This window comes from Celeribacter sp. PS-C1 (genome assembly GCF_019429625.1).
GTDB lineage: Bacteria > Pseudomonadota > Alphaproteobacteria > Rhodobacterales > Rhodobacteraceae > Celeribacter.
The window spans coordinates 298983-318883 of the sequence record NZ_JAHXRW010000002.1 but is presented as its reverse complement, the minus strand read 5'-3'; the positions used below and the strand labels follow the sequence as shown (position 1 = coordinate 318883).

Sequence of the window (19901 nt, the reverse complement as noted above, 5' to 3'; positions counted from 1 at the left end):
ACTTATGTCAAGTATGGGTTCTTCTATGAACATTTTTCTTGCCGGATGCTTTGAGGGGCTCTATCAACGTGACATGACCACGAAAAAAATCCCTTCTATCAATACTGGGACCGACACCTCTGATAAGAGCACGGGCTGGCGCGGATCACGCGAGGTTTGGCTGGACGCTGCACGGCAGGTGTTGATCGAAAGCGGGGTAGACGCGGTTAAAATCCAGCCTTTGGCTGCGCGCCTAGCTATCTCCCGGACAAGTTTCTATTGGTTCTTCAAGGACCGGACCGCGCTGCTTGAGGCGCTATTGGATGATTGGGAAGCCCGAAACACCGGCGCTTTCATCACCGCCTGCTCTGCCTATGCTGAAACCATCGCAGAAGGTCTTCTGAACCTGATATCAGTTTATCATCACCGCAATAAATTCGACCCCGAGATGGATTTCGCAGTGCGCGCATGGGCTCAGGGCGTTCCGGAAGTGAAGGCGCGTCTACAGCGGGCTGACGTAGGGCGGCTGGACGCAATCCGCGGTCTATTCACGCGTTTTGGCTTTGATGCCGAAGAGGCCGACGTGCGGGCGAACACCGTCTATCTGACCCAAATCGGCTACATCGCGCTACAGGTGTCCGAGGACCAGGTAACGCGTGTGGGTCGCGTGCCCGCCTATGTGCAGACTTTCTGCGGAACGCCGCCTACCTCGCGGGAGATGGCACGTTTCAAGGCAGGGCTACCGACTGATGAAGAACGGGCCAGGAAGGACAAGCAATGACGCGTCACCGCAGCTACGACGATATGATCGATCACCAGATCTTGGGCTGATGCCGTCGAGGCGCTACGCCATGGTCATATGTTGCAACGTGCACAGATCGCTGGCATTTTTCTGGGTCCGGCGGACGGAACTTTGCTCAGTCTCGGGACCTATATCGACGGCTTGGCGTATGGCGTGAAATCCGGAACTGTCTTCGGCGAAAATCCGGACGCGGGCCTGCCGACGGCGCAGGGCGCGATGCTGATATTCGAGCCTCAGAATGGTCGGTTGGAGGCCATCCTCGACAGTCGGCTTATATGTATGTACCGTTAGTTGTGTTCGTCAATTTGGGCGGCAAACCGGACATTCGCTGCTCAGAGCGCAAACGACTGCATTGCGCAGAGCCAGCACACGGTTCGCGGCTCATGAGGGCGCAAAAATCGCCTAAGCGTCGGACAGAGTCGGTGTCTTGTCGAGCGAGAGGAACCGGACGCTCGGGCCCATGCGATAGTCAAAGGTGGAAGATACGGCTATTTGCCGCGTGTATGTTAGGCTCGGTTTCCCGGCCACGCCCTGAGCGCCGCCTGCCCCAGCAGGAAACGTCCTGATCTTCGTTCCGTTGCCCACCTATATCCGCGCTATGCCTGTGCGTGCATCTCATCTGGACAGGTGATCTGATACCCCAGTCTCAGCAAAGTTTGGGCGCGTCACGGCGCAGTGTGTCAGAGGGGCGTTCGCCAAACATGGCACGATAGGTCTGGGAGAACCTTCCCCAATGATAATAGCCGAACTCCATACTCACATCCGACACTTTTGTATCGCGCGGGTCTGACAAGCGGAGGCGACGATGCACTTCGCTCAGACGGCGACCTTTGAGCAAGTCGTCAAGCGTCATCCCCGTCCGTTCCAAACAGCAGGCGCGAAGGAGCATCCTGTCCCGGTCCAACAGTTTTGACAAATGGCTGACGCTGAGCTTTTCGAACGGAAGCGAGTCGCAAGCCGCCAGAATATCCGACATCAACCCGCGTGGGGATTTGCGCAGGCGGTGTCGCGTGGCGTCACGCGCCCATAGCGAAATGCGGTCGATCAAGAGATCCGGCGCCAGATCCAGAACGGGTTGTTGTGCGAGACCATGGCGCGCACTCTCGATCAGCGTCAACATCCAGTCCGCGATGCCATGGTTTGCCTGCGGAGGAATAGGGTTTGATCCTCGTGCGATCTCTTCCGACAGGGCGTATTCGGGCAGGGTGAGCATAATGTAATCCGCATGGCTGTCGGTAAAGATGTGATACTCTTCTTCTGCGACATGGATCATGCCGGTCCCCGCACCAATCGCATTGGCCTGTCCAGCCATGGAAAGCCGCCTTCCAAGCGAAAACCCGACGCAGATGGAGCCTTCGGGGACGCGATAGAAATTCTCCATCTTTTGGTTCACTGTCTCGCGGTAGAGCGAGATTTCATCCCATTCCAATGCCGCGATGTGCCCCTCGAATGCCCCTGGAGACAATTGCCGATAGAGCTGTTTCCAACCGTCGAGACCACGCTCTTGATCGACGAAGTTGTCATACTGCACCTCTTTCACGAGTGTCTTGGCCTTGAGGCATGTGTGCATAGTAAGCGTCCGATATTGAATGTTTTTCTTCCTTCAAGACGCATTTGAATGGGGCGCGTCAAGTTTGTCGGGCCCTAAAAGAGCGAGATTCACGTGCCGCATATTTTATGAGCGAAATAGCCGGAGCAAAGCGGATAGCGCGGACTGACCGCCAGCGCCTAAGCTGATCGCGAGACCATCACCAGGAGACAGATGATGAAATCTACAACCGCCGCTTTTGTGGCGCTTGCTGCGCTGACCGGACCGGCTTTCGCACAAGACGCTATTGAACCCGAAACCCTCACCGTCAAGGAAACGATCGACGAAGGCCCGAACCTGTTCGTGCTTTCTCAGGAGTGGAAAGGCCCGTCCTCGATCAACGTGTTGGGCGCCGAAGACTTTGCGATGAAGGGCAACATGGGCCCGGGCACCACCGCATAGATGGTGCTCTCTGCCGATGGCAAGACGATGTACACCACTTCGGTCTATTTCGAACGCTACACCTATGGCCCGATCACCAACGTCTTCCACACTTGGGACGTTGACACGCTCAAGATCAAAAGCGAATTCGAGTTCGGCGATAAAATGGCCCATGTGGAAAGCCAGCCGGCGCTGCTCGCGCTATCCTCTGATGAGGCCTATGCGCTTGCTCAGAACGCGACGCCGGCGACCTCCGTGTCGGTGATTGACATCGCCGCCGGAAGCGCCTTGGCCGAAATTCCAACGCCGGGCTGCTGGGGCATCTTTCCCTCGACCTCTGGCATGAAATTCACCACGATCTGTGGCGACGGCACCTTCCAGACCTATTCTTATGCCGCCGATGGCACCTTTGGCGATCCGGGCAAGTCGGAGAAGATCTTTGACGTCGATGACGACGCGCTCTTCACCAATGGCGTGCGCGTGGGCGACACCCTCGTTTACGTGTCCTATAACGGCAATCTCTATGTCGTTGATGACAGTGGTGAGGTGCCGGTCCTGTCCGAGACCATCGCCCTGACCGAAGGCGTTCTGGGCAAATGGGCGCCGTCCGGCTCTGAGTTGATCGCCTATAACGCGCCGACCAACACCGCTTTCGTGCTGATGCACTCCGGGTCCTATGACGGGTCGCACAAAAACGGGGCCGAGCAAATCTGGGCCGTGGATATGGACAGCAAAACCGTTGTCGGACGCGCCGCCGCGCATCACGAAAACGGGCTGATGGTGACCCAGACCGAAGAGCCGATGCTTTACGGCGCCAATGAGGAAGGCGAAGTCTATCTCTACTCCGTCGAGATGAGCGACGAGGTTTTCCTTGAGGTGGCCGAAGAGTTCAACATCGCCGGTTGGCCGACCGTCATGGAGCTGGATCGCTGATGGGAGACCTGTCGCACCTCACCTCTGCAACCCTGACGAGCTTTCTCGTGCTCGTCTTGGCGCGCGCGGCCTGGCACAAGTGGCAGGCCTATTATGAAACGGTGGGATTTGCGCAGGGCTATGGGCTTGTGCCGCGTCATATGGTGCCCTTGATCGTGCGCGGACTGATGGGGGCCGAGGCCCTCACCGTTCTCGCACTCCTGCTCCCCTTCACCCGCCCCTTCGGCGGGCTGATGGCAGCGGGTTTGTTCCTGGGCTACGGCGCTTTGATGGCGGCGGCTTTGCTTCGGGGGCAGACGGAGATCGACTGTGGCTGCGGTGGCACGCCGCAGATCGTCTCCGGCCTCACCCTCGGGCGCAATGCCGTTTTGACCGTCATGGCGTTGACCGTCGCGATGATCACCACCGGGCCGGTCGGTGCGATGGGGGCGATCATGGCGATCACCGCCGGGATCACACTTTTCGCCATCTACGGCGTGGCGGAAAAACTCGCCTCCCATCTCCCCCACATCCGGCAGGCCGGATGAGAGAGGACAGAACACTATGAATATACTTATCTTTTCCAACATCGCCCTGTGGGTTGTCGTGCTGGTGCAGATCGCGATCATCTTCGCGCTCGCCCGCCAGATCGGCATCCTGTTCGAACGGGTCTCTCCGGTCGGCGCGATGATTTCGGACAGTGGACCGGACATTGGCGAAACCGTGCCGCAGATGACCCTGCCCAATCTCAACGGGTCGGAATTTGCACTGGGCGGACCGGAAGGACGGGCGCAGCTTGTGTTCTTCCTCTCCACCACCTGTCCGATCTGCAAGGCGCTCTTGCCCGCGATCAAATCGATACGGGACGATGAACATGGCTGGCTCGATGTCGCGCTGGCCTCCGACGGGCGCGAAGCGGCGCATCGTCGGCTCATCGAGGCGGAGCATCTGCAAAGCTTCCCCTATGCGCTGTCCTCCGACCTCGGCATGACCTTCAAGGTCGCAAAACTGCCCTTTGCCGTGCTCATCGGGCCAGACGGCAAGGTGCGCGCCAAGGGGCTCGTAAACTCCCGTGAACAGCTCGAAAGCCTGTTCACCGCCTCCGAGACCGGCATCCCCTCTTACCAGGCTGCGGTCGCCCACCAGATGGGCGCCACTCAATTTTCCTCCGAAAGGATCTGATTATGACCAGACTGATCGACAAACTTCTCAAGACCCTCGACAAAAGCGTTGAAACCGGTGCCCGCACCGCCGCACGCAACCTTGGCCGCCGCAGCTTTATGGCAAAGGCCGGGGCTTCGGTTCTGGGCGCCGCCGTGGCAACCCCGATCCTGCCCTTCGACCGTCGTGCAAATGCCTCTGAGCTGCCGGAAGACGAATGCTCCTACTGGCGTCATTGTGCCCTCGATGGCAACCTTTGCTCCACTTCCGGCGGCTCTCTGACGCAATGTCCTCCGGGCTCGTCTGCCTCCTCCGTGTCTTGGGTCGGCACCTGTTCGAACCCCGATGACGGCAAGGACTACCTCGTCGCCTACAATGACTGTTGCGGCAAACCGTCGGTGGATTCTGCAACCTTCTGTTACACCTCCGAAGGCGAGCGTCCGGGCTATCGCATGGGGCTCTACAACGACATCAACTGGTGCATGGCGAACACTGATAAAGGCTACCACTGCACGGTTTCCGTAGTTGTGGGCCTGGCGGAGTAATCTGACGTGCGCCTTTTGATGACACTCACGGGGGCTGTGGCGATTGCCACGGCCCTCCTCGCCCTCCCGGTCTCCGCCGAGACGCCGGAGGAGTTGTTCGATATTCACTGCGCCGCCTGCCACAACACGGGCGGCATCGGCAATCCGGGCCTCGCCCCGCCGCTGAACCGCACTGCCTTTTGGCAGGCTCTGGGCGACACCGCGCCCGACTATCTCGCCGGTGTGATGGTGTCAGGGATGGCTGGCAAACTGGATGTGCAGGGCCAGATGTACATCGGCCTGATCATGCCGCCAGTGGCCAGCACCACTGACGAGGAACTGGTGGAGATTGGCACTTGGGTGCTTCAAACGCTCGGCGAGACCGATGGCGTCATGACGCAGGCCCTTCTCGATGCCACGCGAGAGGCGCGTCCCTCTCATGCCGATCTGCGGGCCATGCGCCCCGCTGTCGATTAAGCCCTTGGACGGAAAGGAATGAGCATGCCTCTTTTGAGATCTCTGAGCGTTTTGATCGCACTGCTGCCAGCCACGCTGGCGGCAGCCGATCAACCCACGCGTAGCCCGCACACAAACTACATCCTGCGCTGTGCGGGCTGTCACGGGTTTGAGGGCTTGGGCACGACAGAGGGGGACATCCCGGCCTTTCCGGACAGTGTCGGCTACATTGCGGGCACCGACTTGGGCCGCACCTATATGATGCATGTGCCCGGTGTGGTCGGATCGTCGCTCAATGATCGCGAGATCGCCGAAGTGATGAACTATGTGCTCGATGTCTGGGGCGAAACCGAGAGCGGCGCTCCGGCGGTCCCGTTCACCGAAGACGAAGTCACCCGCCGCCGCGCCGAGCCGGTGCCCGACGTGGTGGCCTACCGTCGCCTCGTGGTGGATGAACTCGCCGAAATGGGTGTGAAAGTCGCAGATTATCCATGGCCATAAGCTGCGTGACTGACCATCATGCAGCCTCCAGCGCGGGTAGGACATGGCTGCCCATCTCGTCGATCACCGATTGCGCGGCACGTTGCGAGGGTTTCAGGTTCAGCGCGATGTGACGCACGCCCAGATCGCGGTGGTGCAACAGCCGCTCAGTCAATGCCTTTCGACCGATCCGCACCACATTGTAGAACCGCTGGTAGGGCGCGTCCGGGTTCGGATCGAGATCGAAGAACGTCGAATAGCCATAGGCCGGGGGCGTCCCCTCTCCTGCCGCATCCCTGAGCGCGGTCAAAATGTCACGGATCGCAGTGTCGTCATCCACCGCCCAGATCCAGGCATCGACGTTTTTCGCCAGCCATTCGATCGGTTGACGGGATCGCCCCACGGCCATGATCGGCAGGCGGCCATGCACCGGCTTCGGATGCATATCGAGATTGCCGGAGAAGGTGCCGAAACGCAGCGTCTCCGCCTTGGGGAAACGGGTTTCCGACAGGGTGCGGATAACCTCCACCGCCTCGCGGTACCGTTCTCCCCTGTCCTCGAAATCGATGTTGAAGGCCGGATATTCCACCGGGCGATCACCGGTCGATAACCCGAGGATGAACCGCCCCTCGGTCAGCCGGTCCACGGACAAGGCCTGTTTCGCGACCGACACAGGCTCGCGCAGCGGCAAGACGATGCCGGTGGTGCCAATGGTGATCCGCTCGGTCACCGCAGCGAGGTAACCCGCGTAGACGAAAGGATCGAGCATCTGCGCGGCATCGCCGAAGTTCGGATCATAAAATGGCACATCACGGACCCAGATGCTGCCAAAGCCGGCGTCTTCGGCCTGTTTGGCAACCTGTTGATGATCCTTCAGCGTCGGAAACGGGCTTTCGGGATAGGCTTCCAGAGGGGTGATCAGGCCAACAGAAAGTCGACCCTCACAGAACACCCGCGAGAAGCTTTGGGGCAAAGCAGTTGTGTCCAGCATGAAATTAGTCTTCCTCTGCGCCGTCATGCGGCCAAAGCACATCAAGTTCTGACCGGGAGATGCGCCATTCTCCGTTCACGCGGACATAGTCGTCCACATAGCGACCGAGCAGCAGGAATGGATGCTGTGGACCGGGGCGATCCGTGACGAAGTCTAACAAATAGCAGCTTCCCGTCGCAGTATCCGGGCCGGTCAGGGTGATCTCATGGTTGGCGATGGCGTGGACAAAGGGGAAGTGCCCCGCCTTGCGGCTGTCGAACATCTGATAGGCGCCTCTGAGGCTCGTCTTGATCTCCTCCAGCCCCTTCATCGACCCGACGGTTACGACCACTTCGGCGTCATCGGTGAAGACCTCGCCCAAGCGGTCGGCTTCGTTGCCGTCCAAAAGGGCGCTGTAATGTTGGCGCAGGGTGCGGATGTCGTCACGATCGAGCATCGCGGTGATGCGGTCCTCGCGGGTGGTGTCCATCACGGACAGGGGGGTCATGTCATTCATTGGTTTCGTCTCTCTCTTGGTCCCATGTCGGGAAATCTGTGTAACCGGCGGCACCTGTGCCGCCGTAAAAGGCCGCGCGCGGGGCGGTGTTGATCGGCCCGCCATTCTGCATCCGCTCAACCAGATCGGGGTTGGCGATAAAGGGCTTGCCGAAAGCGATCAGGTCCAGCGCACCGTCTTTGAGCGCCTGTTCACCTGTGGCTTGCGTAAAGCCGCCCGCCGCGATCAGCGTGCCGGTGAAGGTCTTGCAGAACTGCGACGGAAAGCCTGTCGGCAGAGCATCGCCTCCGATGGTCAGTTGATCGCTGAGGTGGACATAGGCCGGTTGGCGATCTTCCAGCGCCTCGGCCACGGCGAGCCACGTCTCTGCCTCAGCCTCAAAGGCCGACATCCCGGACAATCTCCCGAACGGTGAAATGCGGACGCCAGTGCGGTCCATACCGATCTCGGCGGCCACGGCGTCGAGGGTCTCTAGCAGAAATCGCATCCGGTTCTTGATGCTGCCGCCGTAACGGTCCTCGCGCTGGTTGGAACCGGCATTCAGGAACTGTTCGAACAGGTAGCTGTTGGCGCCGTGAATTTCGACGCCGTCAAAGCCCGCGCGGATTGCGCGTTTGGCGGCGGCAACGAAATCGGCTGTGACACGCGCGACCTCGTCGGTCTCCAGCGCGCGGGGTGTGGAGGCGGGTTGCTGCCCCGGCGCGCCGTCTGGGCCGATGGCAAAGGATAACGCCCCTTCGCCACGCAGTGCACTGGCCGATACCGGCGCGGCCTCGTCCGGTTGCAGGGAAACATGCGACACGCGCCCCACGTGCCAAAGCTGCACAAAGATGCGCCCGCCACGATCATGCACCGCCTTGGTGACTTTGGCCCAACCGGCCTCTTGCTCATCCGTGTAGATGCCGGGGGTATAGAGATAGCCGTTGCCTTCTTGGCTGACGGGCGCGCCTTCGGTGATCAACAGCCCGGCACTGGCGCGTTGCGCATAATAGAGCGCTGTTTGCTCATCCGGCACGCCGGTCAGCGCGCGGGAGCGGGTCATCGGCGCCATCACGACGCGGTTCGGCAGGGTTAGCCCCGCGAGATCGTAAGGGGTAAAAAGTTGGGACATCTCAGGTCCTTTCCGTCAGGGAGGGGAAGCGTGGCAGCACATCGCGTTCGAGGTCGGCCAGCACATCGGTCATAGGGCGGGTGGTGAAGCGCGGGTTGAGCGCGATGTGGTTCACACCGGCGTCGCGGGCGCGCTCCATGAAATCAGCGAGCCCCTTGCTGCCGGTCATGAACCCGGCACGGACCCGTTCGAAGGGACGGTCCCGATCAGAGGACAGGTGCAGGAACCCCGCGATGCCATAGGGTTTGAACGCATCACCGCTGGCCGCGCGCCAATCGGCGACCGCCTGCGGCAAATCCGGCTCAGAGGGGCTTGGCACGATGAGACCTTCCATCTGGGCGCCGATCCAATCGACGCCCTGCCCGGCGCGGCCAATGGCGAGGGCTGGCGTCCGCCCCAGCGGCGGTTTCGGCAACACGTCGAACCCACCGGGAGAGGCGCCAAAACGCTCTGTCTCATAAGCAGGCGCAAGGGTTTCGGTGAACTGGCGGTACAGATCATAGGCCTCGCGGAACCGCTCTGCCCGGCTGTCAAAGTCGATGTCGAAGAGCGGGTATTCCTTTGGCCGGTCACCGGAGGACAGCCCGGCCAGCATCCGCCCGCCCGACAGCTGATCGAGGCTCGCGACCTGACGCGCCAGCAGGTTCGGGTCCCGAAACGGCAGGACGATCCCGGCGGTGCCAAGCGCGATCTTTCTGGTCACGCTGAGCAGCACGGCGATATAGGTCAAGGGCTCGAACACCTGCCCCGCATCGCCATATTGTGGGTCAAAGAAGGGAATGTCGCGCATCCAAAGTGCGGAAATCCCGATGTCTTCCGCATGGCGGGCGAGATCGAGATGCGCCGCCATTGTCGGAACGCCGACGGTCGGATAGGTCTCAAGCGGCATGATCAGGCCGAGCGTCATCTCACCCGGCGCAAACAAGCGCTGAAACCCGGCGTGGCGGGCCGTTGCGGTGGCTGTGTCTGCGGTGTGCAGGCTGTGGTGTGTCATCGGGCCTTCCTTTCAGACCCGCAATCTATTGATCTCTTCTCAAATGATAATATGCTTTTAATTTCATTCATTCCGTCCTGAGATTCCATAATGCGTGATGCTGACGATCCTTTTTCCGGGGTGCGCGAGTTTGTCGAAGCCGTGCGGACCGGCTCTTTTACCGCCGCAGGTCTCGTACTCGGCCTCACCGGATCGGCCGTGGGCAAAAGCGTCTCCCGACTGGAGGCGCGGCTCGGCACTCAACTGTTACACCGCACCACGAGACGACTGTCCCTGACCGCGGAGGGACAGCGCTATTTCGATGGCTGGGTGGCGATCCTATCCGATGTCGAGGGGCTCGAGAACTCGGTCACAGAGGGCAGCGGCAAAATCTCGGGGCGGCTGAACATCCACTTGCCTGCGGCCTTCGGACGGCGGCATGTGATGCCTGTCCTGATGCAACTGGCGCAGGCGCATCCCGCGCTCGACCTCGCGGTCAGCTTTACCGAGCGGCGGATCAACCTGATCGACGCAGGCGTGGACCTTGTGGTGCGGATCGGGGCGCTAAGCGATGACGCCGACCTCGTGGCGCGAAGACTGGGGCGGCAACGGCTGGTGATCTGTGCCAGTCCTGCCTACCTCGCCCGGCACGGAGCGCCGCAAACCGCCGCCGAACTGACGGAGCGGGATTGCATCATCGGCACCCGGCGCGAAGCCGTGCCCGTGTCATGGCTGCTGCGTCAGCCCGACGGCACATTGACCGCCCAGCTGATCCGGGCACGTCATGAATTCAGCGATGGTGACGCGATGCTGGAGGCAACGCTGGCAGGTGCAGGCCTGTCGCAACTTCCAACCTGGCTGGTCAGCAGCGCACTCAGCACCGGCGCTCTGGTTCCGGTGCTGGAAACATTTTCAGGGGCGGAAATGCCGATCCACGCCGTCTGGCCACGCTCGCGCTACCTCAAACCCGCTCAGCGAGCCCTGATTGATGCGTTGGTTGCAGATTCATCGCGCGCGGAGGCAGGGTATTGGTTGTAGTAATAATCACGCTCGTTGTACGCAGGCGAGATGGAAAGCCCGGGCTAGAGTGAGGCTTCGCCTCTTTCGGGTCGAAGGTAAGCTTTGGGGGCCGGGACTATTCACCTGCTGCGTATGGCGTGAATGGCCGATTAGGGTCGTTAGTTATGCTCGTCAAATTTGGCGGAAAGCGGGCTTTCGCCGCACTCCGAACGAACGGCTGAAATACGCAGGGAGCGGCCCGTCGAGCAATGGACCAGGGCGGCCGGTGAGCGTCGACAGCAGACGCAACATGTTTACGGTCTCCGCTTGTGTTCCCTAGTCCTTCCTGCCCATATTGGGCCTTAGTATCTCTGCGTCCGATCTCCCTGAACCAGTCATTCGACTAGGGTCAGGCTTTATAACTAATAGATGACGGTAGCCGAGAGTAAGACCTTTGGGCATCGGCCATAGCGGATCGCGACGCGCCTCCAGTCCTTAAGCCTTCCGAACATGATCTCGATCCGGTTGCTATGCTTGTAACGTCGCCTGTCGTATTTGACGGGCGTCTTCCGTTGTTTTCGGCCGGGGATGCAGGCGCGTATGCCCTTGTCTTGCAACGCCTCTCGGAACCAGTCAGCATCGTTGCCGCGATCACCGAGCAGCACGCTCGGGCGGGGCAGATTATCCACCATCATCAGGTCGAATCCGAAATAGTCCGACGTCTGTCCCAGCGTGATCTCTGTCCTTATGGGAAGCCCGTTTGCGTTGACGAGAAGGTAGATCTTGGTCGTAAAACCACCTCGAGAACGGCCGAATCTTGGTCGTGGAGTCCCCCTTTAGCGCCCGAGGCCTGATGGTGGGCGAGGATCACCGTGCTGTCGATCATCTTCAGGGCGCCTGGCACGGCCCCGCTTTGGTTCAGGGCATCCCCATGATGTCCTCCCAAAGCCCGGCTAACGTACGGCGCCGGAATTGCCGATAGACGCTCGACCATTTGCCAAACGCCCCGGGCAGATCGCGCCATGGAGCCCCGGTGCGTGCGATCCAGAATATGCCGTCAAGAACGACGCGGTGGTTGGTGCGATTGCGCCCGTTCGGGGCGCGAACGGCGAGGATGAAGCGCTCAAAGAACGCCCATTCCTCTTCCGCCATAAGGTCTCGCGCCGAACTGGCCTCCATCGCAGATGCCAGCTTGAAGCATGATGAGAATCCCTTTTGTCAACACGACCTAGCCCCTCCAGCTGAGCAGGCCAAGCAACGAAAACAAGCTTTCCTTGCAAGCGGTTCGCTAAAATTTCTTTGTGCTGGTTGATGGATAGACGGAACAGAGGGGGACTGATAGACGATGACGCGTAATGTGACTGCCGATTTTCAAGGAGCCATATATGCGGTGTTACCTCGTGACACACGAAGCGTCAGTTTCCTTCATTCGCCGGACGATCGATTTCCTGACCGGACAATTGTCTCGCCACCACGGAGCCGAAAATTGTCTCGCCATCACGGTGCCGAAATCCGTTGACGAGGCCGGCATCGAAGGGCCCGCTATCGTCTATATCATCGGAGAACGTCTGCCCCCGTTCACGCGGCGGCCCGATTGCTTTTACGTCTATCTGAATTTCTCGGTCGTGGCGATGATCGGCAATCCTCTGCGGATGTCGCGGGGCGGGGCGAAGATGATCCGCGAGAAGCGTTGGCTGTTGCGTCACAAGCTGGAGCAGGTCGATCTGATCCTCGATTATTATCCGGCACAGACCCGCGCGCTGCAAGGCAAGCTGAGCAAGCCCGTGCTGGGTTTCCTGCCCTGTTCCGAACGCGCCCGGGCCCCGGATCTCCCTCTGGCCGAGCGCGAATTCGATTTGTGTTTCGTGGGGGGGTCTCGCCGCGGCGCAAGAAGGTCCTGGATGCCGCGGCTGCGGCCGGGCTGAGCCTGAGCCCCTCGCGCGGGGCCGATCTTGAGGATCTGACCGCACGATCACGGTTGACGCTGAACGTGCATATGCAGGCCTCGAACCATCTGGAAATTCCGCGCATCGTCGGGTCGCTGTCCACTGCGACGCCGATCGTGACCGAACATAGCCACGGGCTGCGCGAGATCGTCGTTAGCGACAGCGTGTGCGAAGGCCGGGCCAAGGATCTGATTCCCATGGCGCAGCATCTTCTGGCCGATCCGCAGCGGCTGATCGCGCTGCAAAACAGCGCCCGGCAGGCGTTCGAGTGGTATTACCAAAACGCCTGCACCTTACTGCAAGACGCCTGCCACGAGATCAAACGCCGGGCGACAGATCTGCACGGCTAGGCGCGAAATGGGCGCGGGTTCACGCGACGAAGGGCGGAATACGGACGTTCGCTGCGAAAAGGACGAATGGCCGGTTCGGGCCAAAAAGCATCATTCCCCAAATGAACTAAGACGCCCTGTAAATGCCTGTGATCCAAGCCTGCAGCCAGATGAAGATGAAAATCTAGAAGGAACTAAGCCGAGACAAAGCTCCGCGATATCGCTCCATACGTGCTAAGTCGGCTTCTGTGGGGGCCGAAATACGCGACAAATCCATATTGTCCCGCACATCAGAGATTTTCACTTCGCGACCGATTGGGTTTGCGGCCGCACGCTCGATGAAGTCCGGATAGCTCTCGCCCTCACGTTTCGTCACGGCATCCAAAGCGTACAGGATTTCTTCACTTGCGCCTTCGTTATTCAACGCATCCGGCGTCCAGTCGGTGTCTTCGACCACATCGTGCAGAACGGCGACAATGCGTGCCACCTCGCTGTTGCACGCCAACATGACCCTGAGCGGGTGCAAGATGTAAGGCTGACCAGCCTTATCGATCTGTCCGCGGTGCGCAGACACCGCTATTTCAATGGCACGTTCGATATTCATGAACCACTCCTTTCGCGAACGCGAATGACCGTGCAAGCTCGCGCGGTGTCGAAATCTTCGATTTTACGGGAATTCAGCTTTTTGGCTGCGGTATCAGTTTAGCACTGGGAGAAGCGTCGGTCACACGGCTTATTGCCAGCTGCTTCCGTTACTGTCCGAGCAAAAATGGGGGTATTGTGGGGGATGGGAAAAGCCGACTTATCTTTTGTTGCTTTAGATCAAAACACTAAGACGATTTAATGGCGGAGGCTCAGGGATTCGAACCCTGGGGACGCTTTCACGCCCGTCGGTTTTCAAGACCGGTGCATTCAACCACTCTGCCAAGCCTCCTACGCCCCGAGCGGGTTCGGACAGGATTAGCGCCCTCCGTTTGATTCTAAAACCCATCTTTCGCATCCCCCCTCGTCCGCAGTCGTCTTTCGCCACGTGCCGTTTTCCGCCACCCACGCAATGCGGGGCTTTCCAGCTTGGGGACGACACGTTAGACTGTTGCCAAATCCGTTCAGGATGACATCGGCGGTTCAGATCAAGTGCGACGGATCTCCCTCAGTTTTGAACGCGATCACGAAAAAACGAGCAGACAAATAAACCTGAGCCGGGCAGAGAAAACGCATCGGCAAAATCAGGGATGAGATAGGGGCATACTCATGCGAATGACGGGTAAAGGGACGCGCGCTGCGCTCCTTCTGGGGGTCACAGTCGCGCTGACGGCGTGCGAGGACGGGACGTCCTTTTTCGACAAAATGAAAGCACCGACTGCGGGCGCCTCTGCGACCTCCACTTCCACAAAACTGGTGGAACGTGATGTCGAGGCGCCGGATGTGTTTCAGGTGACGGACAACGGCTTGTGGGACGGGCGGCCTTCTTTGGGCGGCGTCTGGGTCGCGCATTCCAAGGTGACCGATCCTGAGCGCGTCATCATCCGCAACGAGGCAAACGGCAAATTCGTCATCGGCGCGCTGTTCAAACGCGAAGCCACCTCGCCCGGTCCGGGCATTCAGGTGTCGTCGGATGCCGCCGAAGCGCTTGGCATGCTGGCAGGCTCGCCTGCGTCCTTGAACATCACGGCGCTGCGCCGCGAAGAGGTCGCGCAGGAGCCGGAAACCGTCGAAACCCTCGCAGAGACCGAGACCATCGCAGCCACTTCGCTCGACGATCCGATCGCAGACGCCGCGGCCACCCTCGATGCGCTCGACGCACCGTCGGCCACCGCGCCTGCGGCGAAACCGGCAGCGCCTGCAGCCGCACCAACACCTGCGGCCCCGAAACCCGCCGCCTCCGGCCTGTCCAAACCCTTCCTGCAGATTGGGATTTTCTCGGTCGAGGCCAATGCCAAACGCACGGTCGACATGCTCGGCTCACAAGGCATCGTCGCGACGACCAAACCCGGCAATTCGAACGGCAAAGACTTCTGGCGGGTCGTCGTTGGTCCCGCCACCACCGCGTCTGAGCGCGCAGCACTTCTCGAAAAAGTGAAAAAGGCGGGCTTCACGGACGCCTATGCCGTGACGCATTAAGAGATAAAGCCGGGCGGGCCGAACGGGCCTGCCCCAATTGAGACGACTCGCCCGAAAGGACGCCCCGCACCCATGTTGCGCCTCATCGCCAAAAGCCTCACAGCCGGTTTTCTGACCCTGACCCTCACCCTGCCCGCCTCTGCCTTTGAAACGCGCGCGCGGGCAGCTTGGGTCTATGACCTGACGACCGATACGGTCTTGATGAACAAGGACGCCCAGACACCTCTGCCGCCCGCGTCCATGTCAAAACTGATGACGCTCAACATGTTGTTCGAGGCGCTGCGCGATGGCCGCGTGACGCTGGACACGCGGTTCTCCGTCTCGACGCGGGCAAAAAACATGGGCGGCTCGACCATGTTTCTCAACGAGACAGACCGCCCGACCGTCGAAGAACTCATCCAAGGCATCATCGTCCTGTCCGGCAATGACGCCTGTGTCGTCGTCGCCGAAGGGCTGGCGGGCACAGAGGACAATTTCGCGCGCTTGATGAACGACCGCGCCCGCATTCTAGGATTGGAAAATTCGACCTTTGCCAATGCCTCTGGCTGGCCCAACCCGAACCAACGTATGTCGGTCGAGGATCTGGGCAAACTGGCAATCCGGTTCGTCACCGATTTCCCGGAATATTACGGCTATTTCGGCCAGCATGAATTCCCCTATGACAACCGTGCGCCGCAAAACCGGTTCAACCGCAACCCGCTTTTGAAACTCGGCATCGGCGCAGATGGTCTCAAAACCGGCCACACCGAAGAAGCGGGCTACGGTCTCGTCGGCTCCGCTACGCAGGGCACGCGTCGGGTGGTGTTTGTGCTCTCCGGCCTCGCGTCCGAGGCGGAGCGCGCGCAGGAAAGCGAACGCATCGTCAACTGGGCCTTCCGCCAGTTCGCGGAGAAATCCGTGGCCGAGAAAGGCCATGAATTTGCCCGTGCCGATGTCTGGATGGGCGATCAGACCGAGGTGGGGCTTGTCGCCGCCGATGACATCTCTGTCCTTCTGCCCGGCAGCCAGCTTGAAAAGCTTGCGGGCGAGGTGATCTACACCGGCCCCTTCGAGGCCCCGATCACCCAAGGCGACACTCTGGCCGAGCTGGTGATCCCGCGCGAAGACCTTCCCGAAGCCCGTATCCCGCTGGTCGCAGATCGCTCGATTGCGCGCGGCGGCTTGGCTCCGAGGTTGCGCACGGCCTTTATGGTGCTTAAGGACAAGTTGGAGGGACAAACGGGTCTGGCCGTGTCCGAATAACCAACTGCGAGAACACGGGAGCGCCATGTTCATCAGCTTCGAGGGCATCGACGGGTCCGGAAAATCGACACAGGCACGACTTCTGGCCGAGGGTCTTAAGGCTTTGGGTCATGAGGTCGTCCACACCCGAGAACCGGGCGGCTCGCCCGGCGCGGAAGAAATCCGCTCTCTCGTGCTCGAAGGCGACCCGGATCGTTGGTCGGCGGAAACCGAGATCTTGCTCTTCACTGCCGCCCGCCGCGACCATCTGGAAAAGACCATCCGCCCTGCTCTGGCCGCTGGCAAAGTCGTCATTTGTGACCGTTTTGCCGACAGCACGCGGGTGTTTCAGGGCGTCACGCGCGGTGATTTGCAGGACAAGGTGAACCGTCTCCACGATGAGATGATCGGCATTGAACCGGACCTGACGCTTTTGTTCGACATGGACCCGGCCATTGGTCTGGCCCGCGCAAAAGGGCGGCAAACCTCCGAGGAACGCTTCGAAGATTTCGGGCAGGATTTTCAGGAAAAATGCCGCACGGCCTTTCTTGATCTGGCGCGGGCGCATGACCGTTTCACCGTGATCGACGCCGGACGCGAGATCGAGATCGTGGCCAAAGAGGTGCTGATCCTCGTCTCGAAACGACTGTCCTCATGAGCAGTCTCGGCGAAATGGAGATGGCGCCAGAGGCAGATTGCGCGCCGGGTGCCCCGCATCCGCGACAAACCTCGACGCTGTTCGGTCAGTCTCATGCCGAGGAAAACTTTCTTGACGCCTTCAATTCGCACAGGATGCATCACGCTTGGCTGATCACCGGCCCGCGCGGGGTGGGAAAAGCCACGCTCGCCTGGCGCATCGCGCGGTTTTTGCTAGCGCAGCCGGTGGAGGACGAAGGCGGGTTGTTTGGCGACGCCCCGCCCCCGACGGACTCGCTGGAATTGGGCCATGAGCACCCGGTCTACCGCCGCTCCGCGCAATTGGCGGAACCCCGTCTCTGCCTCATTCGCCGCGAATGGGACGCCAAGAAATCCCGCCACGGCACGGTGATCACCGTCGAAGAGGTGCGCAAGCTCAACTCTTTCTTTCACATGTCTGCCGCCGACGGCGGGCGCCGCGTGGTCATTGTCGACAGCGCCGATGAGATGAACGTCTCCGCCGCCAACGCTTTGCTCAAAACCCTCGAAGAACCGCCGAAAGACGCTTTCCTTCTGCTGATCTCGCATCAGCCTTCGCGGCTTTTACCGACGATCCGAAGCCGGTGTCGCGAGTTGCGTCTCGGGCCGCTCCAACCAACCGATCTGGCCCAAGCCCTTGACGCGGCAGGCTTTGATGCCGCAGAGCAGTCAGACGCATTGGCGGAATTGTCCGCCGGCTCTGTGGGGGAGGCGTTGAGGTTGACGAATTTGGGCGGGCTGGATGTCTATCGCGATCTGGTGGAACTGTTCTCCACCCTGCCCCGACTGGACCGCGCGCGGGCTCTGAAACTGGCCGAGTGCTGCGTGGGGGCCGCCAACATCGACCGCTATGATTTGACGCTGGGTCTCATCGACCGCTTTTTGACGCGGCTCGCGCGCGCAGGCGCCGGGCGCCCGCCGATTGTCGAGGCCGCCCCCGGTGAGGCCGCGCTTTTGACCCGGCTCGCGCCCGACAGTTTTGCCGCCCGCGATTGGGCCGTGTTGCAGCAAGAGCTTTCTGCACGTGCACAACATGCACGGGCGGTGAACCTTGACCCTGCCGCTCTGATCCTTGATATGGTATTCAAGATCAACGACACGGCCAGCCGCATCGCGCGCTAATTGCAAGGCGATCTTGGGCGGGACCAGAGCAGAACAGAGCACCACCCAATGAGCCTTCCCCTCATCACAGACAGCCATTGCCACCTCGACTTCCCGGATTTTTCCGAGGAATTGCCGGAGGTTGTCGCCCGCGCCCAGGAGGCCGGGGTGCATCGCATGGTGACGATCTGCACCCGTCTGCGTCTGGTGGATCAGGTCAAGGCCATCTCCGAACGCTTCGACCCGGTGTTCTGGGCGGCGGGCACGCATCCGATGTCGGCGGCCGAGGAACCTTTGGCGACGGTGGATGAGTTGGTGGCTCTGGCCGAGCATCCGAAATTCGTCGGCATTGGCGAGACGGGCCTCGATTACCATTACACCGCAGAGAGCGCCGACATTCAGAAAGAGAGCCTGCGCATTCACATAGAGGCGGCGCGTGAGACGCAACTACCGCTCATCATCCATGCCCGCGACGCCGACGCCGACGCGATGGAGATTTTGGGCGAGGAGTATCGCAAAGGCGCCTATCCTTGCGTGCTCCATTGCTTCACCGCCTCGAAAGAGTTCGCGCTGGCGGCGATGGAGTGGGGCTTTTACATTTCGATGTCGGGCATCACGGCCTTCCCGCGCTCTGAGGAGCTGCGCGAGATTTTCCGCGCCGTGCCGCGTGATCGTATCCTCGTGGAAACCGACAGCCCCTATCTTGCGCCGCCGCCGCATCGCGGGCGCCGTAACGAACCGGCCTACACCGCAAAGACCGCCCAGCGCGCCGCCGAGACATTCGAGATGGACTATCCCGAGTTTGCGGCACTGACCGAGGCGAATTTCGAGCGTCTGTTCGCAAAGGCCAAACTATGAGCGTACGCTTCACCATATTGGGCTGCGGCTCATCGGGCGGCGTGCCGCGGATCGGCAACCATTGGGGCGCCTGCGATCCGGAAAACCCAAAGAACCGGCGGATGCGCTGTTCGGCGCTCATTGAGCGTGACGGCCCGGACGGGACGACGACTGTGCTGATCGACACCGGCCCGGACATGCGCCAGCAATTGCTGGACGCCGGTGTGGAACGGCTCGATGGCGTCGTGTTCACCCATGCCCATGCCGATCACATGCATGGCCTAGATGACCTGCGCCAGATTGTGTTCAACATGCGCGAACGCGTGAAAGTCTATGCCGACAGCGAAACGGAGAACGACCTGATCGCGCGGTTTGGCTATGCCTTCGTGCAGCCCGAGGGCTCGAACTACCCGCCCATTCTGGACCTCCATGCCATTCGCGGGCCGATCACGATTGATGGCCCCGGTGGGCCGGTGACGCTCACGCCATTGCCGGTCAACCATGGGCAGATTGAGGCGAAAGGTTTCCGCATTGGCGATCTGGCTTATATTCCCGATGTTTTGGCGATCCATGAGGAGACATGGGACGCGATGCAAGGGCTCGACACTTTCGTGATCGACGCGCTGCGCTACATGCCACATCCCTCTCACGCGCATCTGGATCTGGCGCTGGAGTGGATCGCGCGTGCCGCCCCCCGACAAGCCGTGCTGACCAATATGCACATCGACATCGATTACGCGACCGTGGATGAGGAGACCCCGGATCACGTCACACCCGCGCATGACGGGATGGTGATCGAGATCACAGGAGCGCTCTAA

General features: G+C 60.6%; 24 protein-coding genes, 1 tRNA gene and 1 pseudogene. 18 read left to right on the top strand and 8 right to left on the bottom strand.

Going from position 1 to position 19901, the window contains the following annotated elements; all coding sequences use genetic code 11:
• The first annotated feature begins 25 nt into the window (after positions 1–25).
• Together J5Y17_RS04185 and J5Y17_RS04180 are read left to right on the top strand one after the other, a co-directional pair.
• The gene (locus J5Y17_RS04185; protein ID WP_370628853.1) at positions 26–760 is read left to right on the top strand and encodes a TetR/AcrR family transcriptional regulator; all 735 of its coding nucleotides are present in this window, start codon (positions 26–28) and stop codon (positions 758–760) included.
• Between the two features lie 30 nt (positions 761–790).
• Positions 791–1072 carry a hypothetical protein gene (locus J5Y17_RS04180; protein WP_370628860.1) on the top strand — a complete coding sequence of 94 codons (282 nt, stop codon included), beginning with the start codon at positions 791–793 and terminating at the stop codon, positions 1070–1072.
• Positions 1073–1427: 355 nt separating this feature from the next.
• Here the strand turns inward: J5Y17_RS04180 and J5Y17_RS04175 are convergent, their stop codons facing one another.
• Positions 1428–2351 carry a helix-turn-helix domain-containing protein gene (locus J5Y17_RS04175; protein ID WP_219783943.1) on the bottom strand — a complete coding sequence of 308 codons (924 nt, stop codon included), beginning with the start codon at positions 2349–2351 and terminating at the stop codon, positions 1428–1430.
• Between the two features lie 195 nt (positions 2352–2546).
• Between J5Y17_RS04175 and J5Y17_RS04170 the strand changes: the two genes are divergently transcribed.
• The 7 genes from J5Y17_RS04170 to J5Y17_RS04140 are packed head-to-tail and all read left to right on the top strand — an operon-like array spanning position 2547 to position 6304.
• Complete coding sequence (locus J5Y17_RS04170; RefSeq protein WP_219783942.1) at positions 2547–2771, top strand: hypothetical protein; 225 nt, start codon at positions 2547–2549, stop codon at positions 2769–2771.
• Positions 2772–3683 (top strand): amine dehydrogenase large subunit, encoded by a 912-nt coding sequence (locus J5Y17_RS04165; protein ID WP_219783941.1) that lies wholly within the window; start codon positions 2772–2774, stop codon positions 3681–3683.
• On the top strand, positions 3683–4210 hold the full coding sequence (locus tag J5Y17_RS04160) for a MauE/DoxX family redox-associated membrane protein (protein ID WP_219783940.1): 528 nt from the start codon (positions 3683–3685) through the stop codon (positions 4208–4210). Before J5Y17_RS04165 ends, J5Y17_RS04160 begins: the two co-directional genes overlap by 1 nt.
• A 16-nt stretch (positions 4211–4226) precedes the next feature.
• Entirely contained in the window at positions 4227–4844 is a 618-nt protein-coding gene (locus tag J5Y17_RS04155; RefSeq protein WP_219783939.1) for a redoxin family protein, read from the top strand.
• A 2-nt stretch (positions 4845–4846) separates the two neighbouring features.
• Positions 4847–5368 (top strand): methylamine dehydrogenase light chain, encoded by a 522-nt coding sequence (locus tag J5Y17_RS04150; RefSeq protein WP_219783938.1) that lies wholly within the window; start codon positions 4847–4849, stop codon positions 5366–5368.
• A 6-nt stretch (positions 5369–5374) separates the two neighbouring features.
• A complete protein-coding gene (locus J5Y17_RS04145) occupies positions 5375–5824 on the top strand; it encodes a cytochrome c (protein WP_219783937.1) in 450 nt (149 codons plus the stop codon).
• 24 nt (positions 5825–5848) lie between these two features.
• A complete protein-coding gene (locus J5Y17_RS04140) occupies positions 5849–6304 on the top strand; it encodes a cytochrome c (RefSeq protein WP_219783936.1) in 456 nt (151 codons plus the stop codon).
• Between the two features lie 16 nt (positions 6305–6320).
• Here J5Y17_RS04140 and J5Y17_RS04135 read toward each other — a convergent pair whose 3' ends face one another.
• The 4 genes from J5Y17_RS04135 to J5Y17_RS04120 are packed head-to-tail and all read right to left on the bottom strand — an operon-like array spanning position 6321 to position 9875.
• On the bottom strand, positions 6321–7274 hold the full coding sequence (locus tag J5Y17_RS04135; RefSeq protein WP_219783935.1) for a TIGR03571 family LLM class oxidoreductase: 954 nt from the start codon (positions 7272–7274) through the stop codon (positions 6321–6323).
• A gap of 4 nt (positions 7275–7278) precedes the next feature.
• Positions 7279–7770 (bottom strand): nuclear transport factor 2 family protein, encoded by a 492-nt coding sequence (locus J5Y17_RS04130; RefSeq protein ID WP_219783934.1) that lies wholly within the window; start codon positions 7768–7770, stop codon positions 7279–7281.
• Positions 7763–8881 carry an alkene reductase gene (locus J5Y17_RS04125; RefSeq protein WP_219783933.1) on the bottom strand — a complete coding sequence of 373 codons (1119 nt, stop codon included), beginning with the start codon at positions 8879–8881 and terminating at the stop codon, positions 7763–7765. The genes J5Y17_RS04130 and J5Y17_RS04125 overlap by 8 nt, the downstream gene beginning before the upstream one ends.
• A 1-nt stretch (position 8882) precedes the next feature.
• The gene (locus J5Y17_RS04120; RefSeq protein WP_219783932.1) at positions 8883–9875 is read right to left on the bottom strand and encodes a TIGR03571 family LLM class oxidoreductase; all 993 of its coding nucleotides are present in this window, start codon (positions 9873–9875) and stop codon (positions 8883–8885) included.
• 90 nt (positions 9876–9965) lie between these two features.
• On the opposite strand from J5Y17_RS04120, the gene J5Y17_RS04115 reads away from it, so the two are divergent.
• Positions 9966–10892: a LysR substrate-binding domain-containing protein gene (locus J5Y17_RS04115; protein ID WP_219783931.1), complete on the top strand. Its 927-nt coding sequence runs from the start codon at positions 9966–9968 to the stop codon at positions 10890–10892.
• Between the two features lie 383 nt (positions 10893–11275).
• On the opposite strand, the pseudogene J5Y17_RS19140 reads toward J5Y17_RS04115, so the two are convergent.
• Positions 11276–12032, bottom strand: a pseudogene (locus J5Y17_RS19140) (IS5 family transposase).
• A 206-nt stretch (positions 12033–12238) separates the two neighbouring features.
• Here J5Y17_RS19140 and J5Y17_RS04100 point away from each other — a divergent pair.
• Entirely contained in the window at positions 12239–12778 is a 540-nt protein-coding gene (locus tag J5Y17_RS04100; RefSeq protein WP_219783929.1) for a hypothetical protein, read from the top strand.
• A 53-nt stretch (positions 12779–12831) separates the two neighbouring features.
• Positions 12832–13149, top strand: a complete 318-nt coding sequence (locus J5Y17_RS04095; protein WP_219783928.1) for a hypothetical protein — start codon at positions 12832–12834, stop codon at positions 13147–13149.
• Between the two features lie 163 nt (positions 13150–13312).
• On the opposite strand, the gene J5Y17_RS04090 is transcribed toward J5Y17_RS04095, so the two are convergent.
• The gene (locus tag J5Y17_RS04090) at positions 13313–13732 is read right to left on the bottom strand and encodes a phosphohydrolase (RefSeq protein WP_219783927.1); all 420 of its coding nucleotides are present in this window, start codon (positions 13730–13732) and stop codon (positions 13313–13315) included.
• A 240-nt stretch (positions 13733–13972) separates the two neighbouring features.
• Positions 13973–14062 (bottom strand) — tRNA-Ser (locus tag J5Y17_RS04085).
• Positions 14063–14379: 317 nt separating this feature from the next.
• Here J5Y17_RS04085 and J5Y17_RS04080 point away from each other — a divergent pair.
• The 6 genes from J5Y17_RS04080 (at position 14380) to J5Y17_RS04055 (ending at position 19901) form a co-directional block, all read left to right on the top strand.
• Complete coding sequence (locus J5Y17_RS04080) at positions 14380–15249, top strand: SPOR domain-containing protein (protein ID WP_219783926.1); 870 nt, start codon at positions 14380–14382, stop codon at positions 15247–15249.
• A gap of 72 nt (positions 15250–15321) precedes the next feature.
• Positions 15322–16491: a D-alanyl-D-alanine carboxypeptidase family protein gene (locus J5Y17_RS04075; protein ID WP_219783925.1), complete on the top strand. Its 1170-nt coding sequence runs from the start codon at positions 15322–15324 to the stop codon at positions 16489–16491.
• Positions 16492–16516: 25 nt separating this feature from the next.
• Entirely contained in the window at positions 16517–17128 is a 612-nt protein-coding gene (gene tmk, locus J5Y17_RS04070; protein ID WP_219783924.1) for a dTMP kinase, read from the top strand.
• Positions 17125–18267 carry a DNA polymerase III subunit delta' gene (locus J5Y17_RS04065; protein WP_219783923.1) on the top strand — a complete coding sequence of 381 codons (1143 nt, stop codon included), beginning with the start codon at positions 17125–17127 and terminating at the stop codon, positions 18265–18267. Before tmk ends, J5Y17_RS04065 begins: the two co-directional genes overlap by 4 nt.
• 48 nt (positions 18268–18315) lie before the next feature.
• Complete coding sequence (locus J5Y17_RS04060) at positions 18316–19104, top strand: TatD family hydrolase (RefSeq protein WP_219783922.1); 789 nt, start codon at positions 18316–18318, stop codon at positions 19102–19104.
• On the top strand, positions 19101–19901 hold the full coding sequence (locus tag J5Y17_RS04055; protein ID WP_219783921.1) for an MBL fold metallo-hydrolase: 801 nt from the start codon (positions 19101–19103) through the stop codon (positions 19899–19901). The genes J5Y17_RS04060 and J5Y17_RS04055 overlap by 4 nt, the downstream gene beginning before the upstream one ends.